We start from the raw sequence: 15,952 nt of genomic DNA, 5'->3' as shown, positions 1-15,952 counted from the left end.
ATCAAAGAAAGGAGTTTGACCACGTATGGAGGAGATCAAACAGCAACAGAGAGAACAATCCGATCTTGCTGACCAGATTCGCCATCCGGCTCGCCCCGTCCGGGGGTCGCTTGGCAAGCTCACACTCGCCACATTCCTTGGGTATGCCTTCCTGACTTATGGAGTGTTTTTTTATGCCCTTCTCGTGGCGAAAGTCTTTATCCCTCCCATGGTCATAGAAGCATCCCTGATCCTGCTTGCCGCTATCGTTCTCGCTACGCGTTGGCGCTATGCGCCCTATGTGGGCGCAGTTGTGGCCCTGCTCACCTTGTACGACCCGATCTTTCAGCCACATGACCTCTATGTCTTCACACACCCTGGTCAGTCCAACTATGAATTCAGTCTCATTCTCCTCGTCGTCGCCTTTGGATTGGTCTCGCTTGGAACCTGTGTCTACGCCATCATAGGCAGGTATCGGAAGCAAGGGGCTGAACCTCGCCTTCCACGCTTTACTACCGTCTCATTGAGTGGATTTGCAGGTCTCGTCGTCGGCATGATACTGCTCTCAGTGCTTGTTACCATCGTTCCCCAGACCAGTATAGAGAGTTCCAGTCCGGATGGGCAGCCAGTCGTTCATATGACGGCGACGACCTTTGCACAAAATATTGTTCTGGTTCCCAAAGGGAAGAGTTTGCTGGTTGTCAATGATAGTTCAGTGGACCATATTTTGCAAAACGGAGCGTGGGATGCAAGTGGTTCTGCCCATCCACAAGGAGAGTCAGGCGCTCCAGCGCTTCACAATGTCAACATCACGAGTGAATCAAAGACGATTGGACCATTTCCGGCGGCAGGAATCTATCACATCTACTGCACGCTACATCCAGGGATGAATCTGACGATCGTCGTACAGTAAGGAAGAGATGAGAGATCCATGATTAACTTCTTGGAAGAGAGGATACTATGTTTGGCCGCACATTTTGGACTGAACGCCGTTTCACAGGGATAACGCTCATTCTCGGTTGCATCTTGTTTTTGACGGCCGCAGGGCTCTCCCCCACCGATGAGAAGGGAACCTACATGTATGACTTGCCCTTGCGAGAAGCATTGATGGCTGTCTTTCATCGATGGTCTAGCTGGCAATGGGGTCTGCTCCTGTTTTGCATTGCCGTTGTGGTGACGTTACTAGGGTTCGCGCGCCTCACATCGATCTTGCGAGAGGCAGGCAATCGGACGTTCTCGTCATCGGGCTTGATTGCGCTAGCGCTCGCTACGGGATTCATTCTCATGGATATGACCTTCAGGCGGAGCATAGAGTATTGGGCGGCTCAGGAAACCGTCAAAACGCATGTCATCCCGGCGCTCTACCTGCAATTGAGCCTCTGGGACACTGCCATCTTTCAGGTATACACGGCGCTGACCTTTTTTGCCGCGTTCATGTATGGAATGGCGATTGTCTCGACACGCATCCTTCCTCACTGGTTGGGGTGGGTCATCATGGTATATACACTTGCCGGGGGAGCGCTTTTTGCGTTCCTTGGTGATATGCCCCCATTTGTCCATTACCTGCTCCCGATAGTGATAGGCGTGCTCCTGCTGCTGCGACGTTATCAGGTACCAATACGGGAGAGATCTAGGGAGAAGCTGATCGTTACTCCACCAAAGCTTGGAAACGAAGGGACTCTATCATGGTAAAAGCATGCATGTCCATCAGCTGAGGCGGAAGAACGGGTTGTCGACAGGGCTGCAAAGCATTCCTGTTCAAGCCCTCGTGAATTCCCACCCGTCGAATGCTCGCAACCGCATCTCTGGCCCATGCTCTCAGGTGATGGATCACTTCTGCTCACCTGGTGCCTCAAAATCGGCTCGCGCTTCACACTTTTTACCACATCAGGAAGAGAGAGTGGTACAATGTGCTGAGAGAGCAGCAACTCCCTTTCAATCCGTGGGAGGCGTGAGAGTATGACACAATCAGGACGTGCCAATCTCGCCGTCATCATCATCGCTTTTGGGGCTGTCTTGTTGGGAGTCAGTTTCCTCTTGCTCCACATGACCACTCCCTCCGATGGCGTGCGCCTCTCGCCGGGCCAATCCGTCTGGCGGCCCGATGGAGTGGTCGTTACCCCCTTGCAGCCCGGTGGATTACGCCAGGGAGATATCGTTGTTGCCGTCGAGGGGAAAAGCATGGAAGCCTGGGCGCAGGGACTTTTCGAGTTTAGGGTCGCACGCCCACAGTGGCATGCTGGTCAAACGATCACCTACACCGTTCTCCGCAATGGGCACGCAAGGTATGTGCCTGTGACGCTTGGACCATATCCCTTGAGTACCATTGTGTTGCAAGAGTGGAGCACCATTCTCTATGCCCTGGTCTTTTTCCTGGTGGCGGCGTTTGTCTTGCTGCTGCGCCCGGGTGAGCCTGCCGCCAGAGTGCAATTCCTCGCCGCATCGAGCATGGTAGGAGCCACGGCCTGGTCATTCGGTTTGCAAGTCGGGGATCTGGTTAATGGGATCGGTTTCTGGCTGTTCAAAGCCACAACCATAGGGATCTATCTGCTATTCTGGATCGCTCTTCTACACTTTGCTCTGATCTTTCCTCGACCACATGCCATTATCGTCAAATGGCGCATTGTCATTCCACTGCTCTATATCCTCCCCTACGTAGGCACGCTCATCTCGCTGCTCGGTGTGTTGCCCCTGGCTTCAAGCACACTGGATTGGATTGGGCGCTGGAGTCTGGCAGAGAGCATCTTTCCACCAATCTCTGCCGTCCTGTCGATCATGCTCATCCTCTGGTCATACAAGACAGCACAGAGCGCCGCCGAGCGTCAGAAAATTCGCTGGGTGATGTATGCTGCCCTGCTCTCAGCAGGCGGCGGTCTCTTTCTCTGGCAACTGCCCAATCTACTTGGATATCCGATCATCAGTAGCAATGTGCTTGGCTTGCTTGTTTTACCCTATCCCTTTGCGCTGGCTATCGCTATCTTGCGCCATCGCCTCTTCGATATTACCATCATCATCAACCGAACACTGGTCTATGGTGCCCTCACGGTGAGCGTTGTCGGTTTGTATGTGCTGATCGTCAGCCTGGCGAGCATGCTCTTTCATCCTGAGAGCGCTTTTCTTCCCTCATTGCTGGCGACGGGCCTTGTCGCCATGTCATTTCAACCACTGCATGCTCGTCTGCAGCGCATCGTCAATCGCCTGACCTATGGCGAGCGTGATGATCCCTATGCGGTGCTCGCGCGTCTTGGTGCTCGTCTTGAGGCGACGTTGATCCCCGAGGAGGTGCTGCCTACGGTTGTCCAGACGGTTGCGGAGGCTCTCAAGTTCCCATATGTGGCAATCAACTTGAAGCATGGGGAGACGTTTGCTCTCGCCGCCTCCCATGGCATCGCACAAGGCGATTTGCATACGTTGTCGCTTGTCTATTATGGCGAGCCGGTTGGGCAGTTGATCCTCTCTCCGCGGGATACCAATGAGACCTTCAGCACTGCCGAACGGAAATTGCTTGCAGCTATTGCCTCGCAAGTGAGCGTGGCAGCTCATGCCGTGCGTCTCTTTGCCGACTTGCAACGCTCCCGCGAGCATCTGGTGACAACCAGAGAAGAGGAACGCCGCCGGTTGCGCCGCAATCTGCACGATGGACTTGGTCCGACGCTCGCGAGCATGACGCTCAAACTGGATGCTGCGCGCAACCTGCTCACGCACAATCCCCCTGCTCTGGACCCATTGCTGTGTGAGTTGAAAGCGCAAACACAGGCAACGATTGCTGACATTCGCCGCCTCGTCTATGATCTACGCCCTCCCGCGCTGGATGAACTTGGACTGGTTTCCGCGCTCCGTGAGCAGATCGGAACGTTGTGTCAGGCGGGCGGTATCCAAATGGTGATCGGGGCTCCATCCGCTCTGCCCACGCTTCCCGCAGCCGTCGAGGTGGCAACCTATCGGATTGTGCTTGAAGCAGTAACGAATGTCGTCCGCCATTCACAAGCGCGCACCTGCCATGTTCGTCTTCAGGTGGTGGAACGGCTAACGATAGAGGTGGGTGATGATGGGAAGGGCTTGCCAACCGAGTATCAGGCAGGGGTGGGAATCTCCTCGATGCGCGAACGAGCTGCCGAATTGGGGGGAACCTGCCACATCGAATCGGGCAGAGCAGCGGGAACCCACATTCTGGTACAGTTCCCATTACCAAAGGAGTAATACATCATGGAATCCATTCGTGTGCTTATCGCTGACGACCATCCTCTTTTCCGCGATGGTCTGCAAACACTGCTCGCTTCTGTCCCAGAGAAAGAGGTGGTAGGAGAAGTCTCTACGGGTGATGAGGCCATTGTGCAAGCGGCAACGCTCCAGCCAGATGTGATTCTGATGGACCTGCACATGCCGGGGCAGAATGGCATCGAGGCGACCCGCGCTATCCTGCACACCAGCCCGCATATCGGCATCCTTGTCCTGACGATGTTTGAAGACGACGACTCGGTGTTCGCGGCGATGCGCGCAGGAGCGCGTGGCTATCTGCTCAAAGGAGCGGACCAGGACGAGATCCTGCGTGCCATTACCGCTGTGAGTCGCGGAGAAGCCATCTTTAGCCCGTCGATTGCAAAGCGCCTGACGCAATACTTCTCAACCCTGAGCACGATGTCGCTTCCACAAGCTTTTCCCGAATTGACCGAGCGAGAACGAGAGGTCCTCCTGCTCATCGCCAGGGGATGCAACAATGCAGAGATAGCGGGACATTTAGTCTTGAGCCAAAAAACCGTGCGCAACCATGTCTCCAACATTTTCAGCAAGCTTCAAGTAGCAGATCGCACACAAGCTGTTATACGCGCTAGAGAGGCAGGATTAAAATAGGCGTCCGTCACGGGGCACTCTGGTAGGCTGTGTTGCAAAAACATGAAGAGACATACAAAGAACAGAGCATCGCTGTTCTGTTGCTGTGGTTAGATAGCCACGTCGAACAGTTCTGCAATGAATGCTGCTTGGCAGAAACTGTCCCCTTTGCTCACACCTTGCATCTGTCCTTTCCTTATCATGTGTATGGTCTCATATCCCTGCAAGGTTCGCCAGGCCGTCTCGAACGAAAAGAAACCCATTCCTGGTTTGACCAGTCGTTTGAGAAAACGGTGGTCTTGTTCAATCAGGTTGTTGAGGTATTTGCTCTGCCGAAGTTCGCACGCCTGGGGGATGCTTCCTTCTGCCTTAAGTTCCTTGAGAGCTTTGGGCTACGCCGCGTTTTTGTCAAAGGTGATGACACAAGGAGTCACTGCATGGGAGGCTCCGAGCGCTTTCGCGAAAAAGCGCTTCGCAGCCTGGGCGTCACGAGTAGCGCTTAAGCTGAAATACGTGAAACAGACGTGTACGTACTATAGGTCATATGACCCTTGTCCTCGCTTGCTTCCCTGCCTTATACTCTCCGCCATCAACCAATGAACTTGCGACAAACCCTCATCGAACCTCGCCAGAGCCTTTGTCATAACCGTGTGTAGAAATGGTGGCAATAAAACCAGCCCTATTTTCACCTGATTGGCGCATGTGAAACGCTCTCGCAGGCCACGAACTGGTTGTTTTTTCGCCACGGGTACGACATGGCATCTTTACCAAAGTCGGGGCAAGGTTTGCTCTCGTTTCGAGAGGAAAGGATACCATATTACTACGCTCTTTCAGTGTTTTCTCTTAGAAGTATGGAGTGCGACAGTATGCAATTCTTGGGGCTTAAGCTCGGCCACTATCGACTCACACAACACATCGGGAGTGGTGGTATGGGAGAAGTCTATCTTGCAGAGGATCTGCACCTCTCCCGCCAGATAGCCATCAAATTACTACGTATGGACCTTCTTACCACCACAGACACGCATAATCTGCAAACAATGCTGCATCTTTTCCAACATGAAGCCCAGGCTATTTCTCGTCTCAGTCATCCCCACATTCTCCCTCTGTATGAATATAATGAGCAAGACATTCAGGGGACGAGAATCTCCTACATGGTGATGCCCTTCTGCTCGCAAGGTTCGCTCGAACAATGGTTATTAAGAAGGTCGCACCCTCTCCCGCTTCCTGTATCCGAAACCCTTCTCCTCCTGCGTCAAGCCGCAGACGCACTACAATATGCACATGACCATCAAATTGTTCATCGTGATATCAAACCCCAGAATTTTCTGCTCTCAGAGCAAGGTTCCGCGAGTCACCCTCATCTCTTGCTCACTGACTTCGGAACGGCAACGATCATGAATGCCACAACAACTGCCGGAGCGGTCGTACGTGGGACGCCTGCCTATATGCCTCCAGAACAATGGACCCAGCATGCGACCTACGCTTCCGACCAATACGCGCTTGCGGTGATGTCCTATTATCTCCTCACAGGACAGATGCCTTTTCCTAACGCGAGCAATCCACTCGATCTAATGAGCCAGCATTTCCATCATCAACCAGCTTCTCTCAGCACTCTCAAACCTTCCTTGCCCACATACATCGACGATGCCATCCTCAAAGCACTTGTGAAAGATCCGGAACAGCGCTTCCGTTGCGTCTCTGACTTTGTAAGCGCGCTGGAAGGGGCTAGTCCAGATGATGCCACCCATTCTTCCCAGACCATAGTGGTCCCTTCTGTCCCATTCCTGCCAGCACCTTCTCCCATCGCGGATCAGCAGCTTGCATCTTCGCGGACATTGCACTCTACTGACACGCTCGCTTCTCCGTACCCACTTTTCACGCCCGTGCATACGCCACCACCTCCGCCTCCGGCCTTGCCACTCTCTATTCCAGGAACTCCTCTTCCTCCACCAAACAAATCGACTTCTCGAAGAAAACTGTGGGCCATCGTCATCACCCTGCTGGTACTCGTACCTTTTCTCTGCTGCTCCATTCCGAGTCTCATCATTACCTCACTTCATATGAACTCAGGTATCACAGATGCCCCCATCATTACGGCTCTCACAGAGACACAGTCTCCAGCCACAACGCCACACACGAAACCGAGCAAAACAGGCACCAGTGATGCTCAGCAAACAGCCACTGAGGGGGCCCAGCAAACAGCCACCGCCTTTGTCGCGCCTACAGCGACAGCATTGGCGCAAGCCCAGGCAACCGCCGTTGCTCACATTACCCTCACCGATGCCACGAAAGGTACTCCCGAGTATAGCGATGTGTTGAATGAGCCGAACAGGGACAGCACCAGCAGCAAGGGCTGGGTTCAGGACAACTGGTGCCAGTTTCAAGGAGATGGATACCATGTCAAACAGTTCGACAAACACAACCAGCATGCGTGCGTGGCTTCCGGGACTTCCTCTACCAATCCAACAATTTCCGTCGATATGCGAATCGTCCAGGGGCATAGCGGAGGTATCTTTGTTCGCTTTCAAGATAACGGAGGGGTGTATGGCGGTTACCTCTTCGAGATCAGCAGCGCTGGCGAGTATAAGATCTCAAGCGTCAATTGGCAGGCAAACGCCTTAATCGACTGGACACCTTCTTCGGCTATTAAGATGGGCGGGAAAAACACGCTTGCGGTCATCACATGTGGACATCACTTTAAATTTTATGTCAATACGACATTCCTAGGGCAAACCTCAGATGACGAGAATTCTTATACCTCATCATCTCCCATCGCTCTCGCTGCCCTTGCCGAGAATTCGCCAACCGAGATCGTCTTCAGCAATCTAAATATATATCCATCTATTTGTCCGTCCATTACACAAAAAAATGTCTAAGCTCGACTTTGTACATTTCCAGCTGAATAACAGGCAGCCCAAGACAACCGCTCAAAGGTAGAGTGGGGCACGAAAACCACGCCAGGATCAATGGGTGATGTGGGAAAAGTCCCAGAGATCCCCACGGATCTCCCCTACCACCCCGCGCGACACCGACGCGGTCGGCTCGCAACACGATGCAAGAGAGCAGGCGCGTCTCACCGCTATGGCACACGGGCTTGCCATAGGAAACAGCAGTCACATTCTTTTCTTGAGATACGTCAAAGGAGCGATGAGGGAAACCCGGCCGATGTGACCGTGAGACATCCTTCTGGTGAAGCGCCGACCGGGCGACGGTGGGCTAGGGGGGAAAGGGAAACAGACTGGTTCGTTTTCTGAAAGGTCTGGTTCTGTCTCGCTCAGGTGCAGCATGCTGGATATTTTTCTCATCCCTTGTTTTCGCTCTCCTTCCTCATGTTGGGGAGTTGGGGATAACAGCTGTTAGATAAAAGGAGCCTATGCCGAAAGTCCCGACGCATGCCCTCATCTGGACGGCCTCGCGCGGCCTGTATGAATTGCATCCGGCTGATCCAGCCCTCTCCTCTGTGGTGCCAGGAGAGGAAGAAGCGTGGTTCGCCTGGTTAGCCACGCATACCTCCTTTGCTTTCCAGGGGCAAGCTGGTCACCTCAATGTGCTCAAAGAGCCGCGGTCGCGAGGCTCTGGCTACTGGTATGCCTACCACTCGCACCAGGGGCAGGCACACAAGCGCTATCTGGGACGGACAGAGACTCTCAGGCTCTCGCGGTTAGAGGAGGCGGCCAGGACGCTTGTGCGCGGATCAGGGGCCGTGCAGCCCTTGGACCAGGGGATGGCGCCCCTTTCCAGCAAGTTCTCCCCACCACGCTTGCCAACCGCGCTGGTGGAGCGCGAGCGCTTGCTTGCCGCCCTCGATGCGGCGCTTGCCAGGAGGCTCTCCCTGGTCTCGGCTCCGGCAGGCTCTGGCAAAACGACGTTGCTGGCCACCTGGGCAAGTCAGCGAAAGAGCCAGGTCGCCTGGCTCTCGCTGGACGAACTGGACACGACACCGACGCGCTTCTGGGTCGCGCTAATCGCAGCCCTGCGCCATTGCCCCAGTTTTCCCCCGAACTTTGGAGCAAGCCCGATGGCGCTGCTGCAATCCCCCCAGTCGCCGCCGTTTTCCACCATTCTCACGGCGTTGCTCCAGGAACTGGAAAGCGGTGAGGGGCATGCTGCCCCCATCGTGGTGATTGTGGACGATTATCAAGTGATCGAAGAGCCAGTCATTCACGAGAGCATGGGCTTCTTCCTGGAGCATCTGCCTGCTCATGTCCATTTGATCCTCTCCAGCCGCGTGGACCCCGATCTGCCCCTTGCACGGCTGCGGGTACGCGAACACCTGACCGAGATCCGTGCAGACGAGCTGCGCTTTGGAGAGGTCGAGGCGAGCCAGTATCTGGGCCAGTTGCTCTCCCCTCCGCTCTCAGCAGAAGAGGTGCGTAAGCTGGTGAGCCGGACCGAGGGCTGGATCGCCGGCTTGCACCTGGCCGCGCTCACCCTGCAGAAACGCGAAGATCGCGCGGCCTATCTTGAGGCGTTGACCGGCAGCCAGCGCTATCTCCTGGATTACGTGCAAGAGGAGATCCTGACCCGTCTGCCTGAGAGCGTGCGTGACTTTTTGCTGTACAGCGCTCTCCTCTCGCGCCTGGACGCCGCTGCGTGCCAGGCCGTGACCGCGGCCCCCACCAGGGCAGCCAGCCAACAGATGCTCATCTTGCTGGAGCGAGCCAACCTCTTTGTGGTGCCGCTGGATGAAGAGCGACACAGCTATCGCCTGCACGAGCTCTTCCGTGAAGCGCTGCTCGCAGTTCTGCACACTACCCAGCCAGATCTGGCGCCGCTTTTGCACCGCCGGGCCGCTGCCTTTTATGAGGCAGAGGGCGACGTTCACGAGGCGATTAGCCATGCCCTCCAGGCTGCTGACTACTCCACGGCAGCCAATCTCATGGAGCAGACGGTCGAACAGTTCTGGGTGCGTGGAGAAGCGGCGACGATGGCACGTGCAGCGCTGATGCTGCCAAAGCAGACGGTGCGCGAGCACGCACACCTCTTGCTCACGACAGCACTCTACCTGCTCTCTACGGTTACCCAGACCACCCGGGAACAGCGCACCAGAATCTCCCAGGAGGCCCGGCAGCTCATGGCGCGGGTGGAAACGCTCCTGCGGCTGCCTTGTGACGAGATCGATCATGAGGGCTCGGCCACAAGAGCAGGCGCTGTCTCTCACGCCGAAGGTCGAGAATTCCGTACCGGCAAGGACATCCTGCTGCACCAGCGTCTGCGCCTGCTCCATATCCATCTGGTCTTTTGGAAAGCCGTGGCCCATGGGGATGATGAGCGTATGAAGAGCATGGAGCAGGAGATCGAGGAGGAGCTTGAGCGCGAGGAGGAGGCGATCTGGCAGCTCGTGCTGCTCGCCTGTAGCTTCCTCCTTCACTACACGGTCCGGCAAGAGGGAGCGAGCCTGGTGCCGCGGCTGCTCTCTGCCAAAGAGCGGGCGAGCCAGTCGGAAAGCCGCTATGCGACCTACAAGATCAGGCAATGGCTGGCAATGGCAGCGCTGGAGGCGGGACAGCTGCACCTGGCGTATGAGGAGAGCCTGGCGGCCCTCGACCTGGTCGAGCAGATCGCGGGCTATGCCCTGCTCAAAGGCTACTTTGAAGTCGTCCTGGCACGGGTGTTCTACCAGTGGAACCGCCTGGAGGAAGCACGCAGCTTGCTGGACACGGTCGTGCAGGACGCCACTACCTGGCAGCATCTGGATGTGCTCGCAGAAGGATACATCGAGTTCGTAGGAGTTGCGCTAGCGAGAAGGGAGTGGTCGGAGGCCGAGTTCGCGCTGCATGAGCTAGAGCGGCGGGTGCAACGCGAGCGCTCTGCGGTCTTCTCAGGCTGGTTGCCAATCGTGCGAGCGCAGTGGTGGCTGGCGCAAGGACAGCTCAAGGAGGCGTCCGACTGGGTGAGTGGTGTCCTTTTTCCAGAGGGGCCATGGGACAGAAACCTGTATAATGCCTTCCCGATCGTGGTCCGCGTGTATTTCGCCCAGCGGCGGTTTCGGGAGGCGGCTTCCCTGCTGGAACGCTGGAGCGGGCACCTGGATCGGCAGGCCAATGTCAGGATCACCATGACGTATCTGACCCAGTTGCTGGTAGCGCTACACCAGACAGGCCAGCACGACCAGGCCCGCGTGATCGCGACGCGCCTCTTTGCTTTGACGGAACCAGAGGGCTACCTGCGCGTGTACCTGGATGAAGGCGAACTGATGAAGGAGGCGCTCCAGGCGCTGCTCACCCCACATTCCCAGCAGCACGAGTGGGCTGCCTCTACCACGACCTACATCGCAAAGCTCCTGGCTGCCTTCGAGCAGGAGAAGCCAGGCGCGAGCAGATCGCTGGAAGCGACAAAGGCGCCTGGGCCTGCGCCTTCCCGTACAGCGCAGGCATCTGCTGGCTCCTCCCCGCAGGCTTTCTCCCTCACCCGGCGGGAGCAGGAAGTCTTACGCCTGCTGGCCGCCGGAGCCTCCAACCAGGACATTGCCCAGGCTCTGGTGATTTCCCTGGACACCGTCAAGAAACATGTCAGTAATCTGCTCGGCAAGCTGGGAGCGAGCAGCCGCACGCAGGCGGTGGCCCTGGCGCGTGCCCGCTCGCTGCTCTAGCTCCTCCTTCTCCCCAACAGGTCGTCTTCCTGCCTTTCAAAACTCCTCCTTTTCTTCCACTTTTGAGGACTGTGTTGGAGGACACGCCCCATCTATACTTTCCTCATGATCAGAGCACTCTACACAGACAGAGGAGGGGACCGATGCACTACCGCATTCACATCCGGGGACACCTTGATTCTGGGTGGCAAGACCGCTTTGCAGGATTAGGCATCGAGCAGCAGGAGACGGGCACCACCCTGCTTGTGGGGACGCTGCCGGATCAGGCCGCGCTCTATGGGGTACTCTTACAACTCATTCGGCTTGGGTTGGTGCTGCTCTCACTTGAAACGAGCGAGGCGCCGGGAGGGAAAAAGGGTGCTTGACTTTGCCACTGTCACCTATCGCATGGCTTGTTGGTCTCGTTTTCAGGAAACGATCAGCATAATTCCACCAGGTTCATCTCAAGATTTACCACCAGAAAGAAAGTGAAAACAATCTCAATGGCTACCAATCTATCAAATTCCGAATTCACGCAACTGGCATCAGAGAAGCAGATCGAGAAGACCGTCCAGGCACTGCAAGCGCACGGTATACGAGTTGTCGTCTTTGATACCAGCGAAGAAGCAAGAACGTATGTGCTTGACCTGATTCCCGATGGCGCAGAGGTGTATAATTCGCCCTCACGTACCCTTGAATTGATTGGCCTGGCAGAGCAGATCGAACACCCGACGCACTTTCAATCGGTGCGCGCTCGGTTGCAGGCGCTTGATCACATAACACAGCGCAACGAGATGCGCAAGCTGATAGCCAGCTCTGAAGTGCTGGTAGGAAGCGTCCACGCTATCACCGAAGAGGGCGAGATACTCATCGCATCAGGCGTTGGCAGCCAGTTAGGAGCCGCTGCATACGGCGCGGGCCTGGTGATCTGGGTGGTTGGCACACAAAAGCTCGTGGGCACGCTGGAAGATGGATTTCGCCGCATCCGCGAACATAGCCTTCCCTTAGAAAGCGAACGTTCACAGCAGGTCTACGGCCAGCCCAGCGCCATCAATAAACTTCTGATCATCAATGCAGAGCACGAGCCCGGTCGTATCACGATGGTCCTGGTCAAGCAGCAGCTTGGCTTCTAGGAGATCTGGGAAAGCGAGAGGAGCTTATGTAGCGAGTTCCCGGAACCAGCACGCAAGATCTTTCAGACGTTACGGTCTCCAGCAGAGAAACAGATAATCCTGGAACAAAACGTCTTCATCGAGGCCAACCTCCCCAATACAATTCAGCATCGTTTGACGGAGGACAGGAAGACGCTCCCGATGAAGTGGAACAAGGGATCGCAAGCTGGTTGCAACATCTGAAAGCAGAGGATGCGTTTTCTCTCGCGTCAATAGCGTGTTGATACTCCTAGCAAACAGACTCTCCAAAAGACACGTTCTAACAGTTTTTCCCTTCCTGCTCAACTATCAAATCTCGTTACGCAACCCATGGGAAGTCGTGCTCCAAGACAAAAGTGGCTCCCATGCCCAAAGGCAAGATGGCGCTGAACGGGACGCCGCCGTACATCGAGTTGGTCAGGGTGGGAAAAATGATCAGGGCCATGATTGGCAGCTCCCAGGCACTCGATGATGGCCTGACCTGCTTGAATGTGTTTGTTACCAATATGGACCTCTTCTCTAGCATCTCGACGTGTGCTCTGGACCGGCGCATCATAGCGCAATAACTCTTTAACAGCGGAAGGAAGCAGGGCTGGTTCAGCACAAAGAACACTTACCATTATACCCCCCTGCGGGGGGTTGACAACAATAGCCCGGAGAGTATATAGTAAACACACCCCCTCCGGAGGGGTATGGGTAAAGAAAAAAAGTATTTGGTAGCATAGAAGAGGGAACTGGTATGACAACGATACAGCCAACTGGTGAAGTGATCCATCAGCGCGCCTATGATATAAATGGAGAACGACAGACGCTGTTTTCCGTTGAAGGCATGACCTGCGCATCCTGTGCGATGCGTATCGAGAAAGGACTCAGCAAACTTGAAGGCGTGAAAGAAGCCAACGTCAATCTCGCGACAGAGCAGGCTACGGTCACCTATGACCCGGCAGTGACGAGCATTGAGCAGATGCAAAAGAAGGTAGATGCGCTTGGGTATTCCGCCACACCGTTGCTTGTTCCTTCTCAAGGACAGCCACAAGGTGATCCCTTCACTCACGCGACCTTTGATATTGAAGGCATGACCTGTAGCGCGTGCGCGATGCGCATCGAGAAAGGGCTCAACAAGCTCGAAGGCGTGAAAGGAGCCAGCGTGAATCTCGCGACAGAGCAGGCACAGGTCAGCTATGATCCAACTGGCGTTTCTGAAGAAGCCATGATAACGAAGGTCGAAGCGCTCGGCTACAAGGCGCGTCCGCACACCGCTCCAATTGTCCCTCTTCCAGAACAGGTGGTGATGCCTGCTTCCACCGCTCCTCAAAAGAGTGATCTGCAAGCGGCAAGCGTGCGACAGGATGAACGCGAAAAGCGCAAGCAGGCCGAACTCGCACACAAGCGCTTCCTGCTCCTGCTAGGAGTTGTGCTCTCTCTGCCCATCGTCGTGCTCAACATGTTCTTTATGAATCGCTTTCCTGGTGAAAATTACCTCCTGCTCGTGCTCACGACACCCGTCTGGGCCTTTGTCGGATGGGAGTTTCACAAGCACGCGCTCAAAAACGCACGTCATTTCAGTGCGAATATGGATACCCTCATCTCGGTTGGATCGACGGCAGCCTTTGTGATGAGCGTGGTCGCGACCTTTTTCCCATATGTCGTTGGGATGACGACGTTTTACGATACAGCGGCGTTAATCATCAGCTTGATCTTCCTCGGTAAATACCTGGAGGCACGGGCCAAACTCCAAACCAACAATGCGCTCCGCAAACTGCTTGGTTTACAGGCACGAACCGCGCACGTGCTGCGAAACGGCGTCGAGATGGAGCTTCCCGTCGAGCAGGTACGTGTCAACGATGAGCTGATGGTACGGCCCGGTGAGAAAATCCCCGTTGATGGCATTGTCCTCTCAGGTCGTTCATCTGTCGATGAATCCATGATTACCGGTGAGAGCCTGCCTGTTGAAAAGACAGCCAATGATCCTCTGATCGGTGCAACGGTCAATCAGCATGGCCTCTTGCGGATGCGCGCGACACGCGTTGGCGCTGAGACCATGCTCGCCAACATTATCCGCCTGGTCGAGCAGGCCCAGGGTTCCAAGGCACCCATTCAGCGGATCGCCGACCAAATCTCGGGCATCTTTGTCCCCATTGTGCTCGTCATCTCCCTGTTGACCTTTATCGGCTGGACCATTGCCGGATACGTTACCGCACCTGCTGCCCAACCCATGCCTGGCATGGATATGACCACAATGGCCTCCATGTCGACCTCAAGCAATCCCTGGATTGTGGCCCTGGTCGCCGCCGTCGCTGTCCTCGTCGTCGCCTGCCCCTGTGCGCTTGGCCTGGCAACGCCGACGGCAATCATGGTCGGCACAGGCAAAGGTGCGGAACAGGGCATCCTCATTCGTGGTGGTGAGAGTCTCGAACGCATCCAGGCCGTGCGTGCCGTGCTCCTGGATAAAACAGGTACGATTACCAAAGGCAAACCGGAGTTGACCGATGTGATTGTGCTGAGTAGTGTCCCTGAAGATGACATGTTGCGCCTGGTCGCGGAGGCCGAACAGGGGTCAGAGCACCCACTGGCCGCAGCCATTGTCGAGGGCGCAAAACACAGAGGGCTCTCGCTCTCGGCGAGCCCTGAGCATGTGACAGCCCTCACCGGGCGTGGCCTGGAAGCGCACCTGGAGGGGCACACCCTCTTGATTGGGAATCGTCGCCTGCTCCAGGAGCGCGCCATTGCCTTCGAGGACCAGGGACAGCACATGGTCGCGCTTGAGCAACAGGGCAAGACCGTGATGATCATTGTCCTTGATGGAATCGTTGTTGGCCTGGTGGCAGTCGCCGATACCATCAAAGACGATTCGGCGCTCGCAGTGCGCCACCTCCAGGAACAGGGGATTACCGCCTGGATGATTACCGGCGATAACCAGCGGGCAGCCCAGGCCATTGCCCAGCAGGTTGGCATCGCGCCCGAGCATGTGCTCGCCGAAGTGCTCCCTGAAGAGAAAGCCAACCAAGTCAAACGCTTGCAGGAGCAGGGCCTGGTCGTCGCCTTCGTGGGGGATGGCATCAATGATGCCCCGGCCCTCGTCCAGGCCGACGCGGGTATCGCCATGGGAACTGGAACGGACATTGCCATGGAGGCCGCCGACATTACGCTGGTGAAGGGAAGTCTGACCAGTGTTGCCACGGCACTCTCGCTTTCGCGGGCGACCTTGCGCACGATCAAGCAGAATCTCTTCTGGGCCTTTGCCTACAACGTGATCCTGATTCCAACCGCGATCCTCTCGCCACTGATTCCCTTCCTCCAGGCGAATGCGCCCATCTTTGCTGCGGCAGCGATGGCCCTCTCGTCCGTGACGGTTATCAGCAACTCGCTTCGCTTACGGCGCTTTGCTCAGTAGGAAGGAACCGTGCAAAAGCCATACGAG

The 15,952-nt window shown here is 56.0% G+C and carries 10 protein-coding genes and 1 pseudogene; 9 read left to right on the top strand and 2 right to left on the bottom strand.

What is annotated here, in order from left to right; genetic code table 11:
• Positions 1-25 precede the first annotated feature (25 nt).
• The 4 genes from KTE_RS43970 (at position 26) to KTE_RS43955 (ending at position 4,830) form a co-directional block, all read left to right on the top strand.
• The gene (locus KTE_RS43970) at positions 26-892 is read left to right on the top strand and encodes a hypothetical protein (protein ID WP_201393436.1); all 867 of its coding nucleotides are present in this window, start codon (positions 26-28) and stop codon (positions 890-892) included.
• 47 nt (positions 893-939) lie between these two features.
• Positions 940-1,671, top strand: a complete 732-nt coding sequence (locus tag KTE_RS43965; RefSeq protein WP_201393434.1) for a hypothetical protein — start codon at positions 940-942, stop codon at positions 1,669-1,671.
• Between the two features lie 267 nt (positions 1,672-1,938).
• Entirely contained in the window at positions 1,939-4,179 is a 2,241-nt protein-coding gene (locus KTE_RS43960; RefSeq protein WP_201393432.1) for a GAF domain-containing sensor histidine kinase, read from the top strand.
• A 6-nt stretch (positions 4,180-4,185) separates the two neighbouring features.
• A complete protein-coding gene (locus KTE_RS43955; protein ID WP_201393430.1) occupies positions 4,186-4,830 on the top strand; it encodes a response regulator transcription factor in 645 nt (214 codons plus the stop codon).
• A gap of 89 nt (positions 4,831-4,919) precedes the next feature.
• On the opposite strand, the pseudogene KTE_RS43950 reads toward KTE_RS43955, so the two are convergent.
• Positions 4,920-5,318 (bottom strand): annotated as a pseudogene (locus KTE_RS43950) (DDE-type integrase/transposase/recombinase); the annotation flags it as partial.
• 357 nt (positions 5,319-5,675) lie between these two features.
• Between KTE_RS43950 and KTE_RS43945 the strand changes: the two are divergent.
• The 4 genes from KTE_RS43945 to KTE_RS43930 all read left to right on the top strand — a co-directional run bounded on the left by KTE_RS43945 (position 5,676) and on the right by KTE_RS43930 (position 12,513).
• Complete coding sequence (locus tag KTE_RS43945; protein ID WP_201393428.1) at positions 5,676-7,685, top strand: serine/threonine-protein kinase; 2,010 nt, start codon at positions 5,676-5,678, stop codon at positions 7,683-7,685.
• Positions 7,686-8,182: 497 nt separating this feature from the next.
• Positions 8,183-11,401 carry a LuxR C-terminal-related transcriptional regulator gene (locus KTE_RS49285; RefSeq protein ID WP_201393426.1) on the top strand — a complete coding sequence of 1,073 codons (3,219 nt, stop codon included), beginning with the start codon at positions 8,183-8,185 and terminating at the stop codon, positions 11,399-11,401.
• A gap of 143 nt (positions 11,402-11,544) precedes the next feature.
• Complete coding sequence (locus KTE_RS43935) at positions 11,545-11,766, top strand: hypothetical protein (RefSeq protein WP_201393424.1); 222 nt, start codon at positions 11,545-11,547, stop codon at positions 11,764-11,766.
• Positions 11,767-11,883: 117 nt separating this feature from the next.
• Positions 11,884-12,513, top strand: coding sequence for a lactate utilization protein (locus KTE_RS43930; protein WP_201393422.1), 630 nt, complete (start codon positions 11,884-11,886; stop codon positions 12,511-12,513).
• A gap of 320 nt (positions 12,514-12,833) precedes the next feature.
• Here the strand turns inward: KTE_RS43930 and KTE_RS50340 are convergent, their stop codons facing one another.
• Positions 12,834-13,151, bottom strand: a complete 318-nt coding sequence (locus tag KTE_RS50340; protein WP_201393420.1) for a cytochrome P450 — start codon at positions 13,149-13,151, stop codon at positions 12,834-12,836.
• 119 nt (positions 13,152-13,270) lie between these two features.
• On the opposite strand from KTE_RS50340, the gene KTE_RS43920 reads away from it, so the two are divergent.
• Complete coding sequence (locus KTE_RS43920; protein WP_201393418.1) at positions 13,271-15,925, top strand: heavy metal translocating P-type ATPase; 2,655 nt, start codon at positions 13,271-13,273, stop codon at positions 15,923-15,925.
• Positions 15,926-15,952: the final 27 nt, after the last annotated feature.

The organism is Ktedonobacter sp. SOSP1-85, assembly GCF_016587415.1.
Taxonomy (GTDB): domain Bacteria; phylum Chloroflexota; class Ktedonobacteria; order Ktedonobacterales; family Ktedonobacteraceae; genus Ktedonobacter.
This window is presented reverse-complemented; position numbering and strand designations above follow the sequence as displayed.

Excerpts from the sequence above, each read along its gene's own strand:
- KTE_RS43945 (WP_201393428.1), top strand. The coding sequence starts at position 5,676 with ATGCAATTCTTGGGGCTTAAGCTCGGCCACTATCGACTCACACAACAC.
- KTE_RS43955 (WP_201393430.1), top strand. The coding sequence starts at position 4,186 with ATGGAATCCATTCGTGTGCTTATCGCTGACGACCATCCTCTTTTCCGC.
- KTE_RS43960 (WP_201393432.1), top strand. The coding sequence starts at position 1,939 with ATGACACAATCAGGACGTGCCAATCTCGCCGTCATCATCATCGCTTTT.
- KTE_RS43920 (WP_201393418.1), top strand. The coding sequence starts at position 13,271 with ATGACAACGATACAGCCAACTGGTGAAGTGATCCATCAGCGCGCCTAT.
- KTE_RS50340 (WP_201393420.1), bottom strand. The coding sequence starts at position 13,151 with ATGGTAAGTGTTCTTTGTGCTGAACCAGCCCTGCTTCCTTCCGCTGTT.
- KTE_RS43970 (WP_201393436.1), top strand. The coding sequence starts at position 26 with ATGGAGGAGATCAAACAGCAACAGAGAGAACAATCCGATCTTGCTGAC.
- KTE_RS43965 (WP_201393434.1), top strand. The coding sequence starts at position 940 with ATGTTTGGCCGCACATTTTGGACTGAACGCCGTTTCACAGGGATAACG.
- KTE_RS43935 (WP_201393424.1), top strand. The coding sequence starts at position 11,545 with ATGCACTACCGCATTCACATCCGGGGACACCTTGATTCTGGGTGGCAA.
- KTE_RS49285 (WP_201393426.1), top strand. The coding sequence starts at position 8,183 with ATGCCGAAAGTCCCGACGCATGCCCTCATCTGGACGGCCTCGCGCGGC.
- KTE_RS43930 (WP_201393422.1), top strand. The coding sequence starts at position 11,884 with ATGGCTACCAATCTATCAAATTCCGAATTCACGCAACTGGCATCAGAG.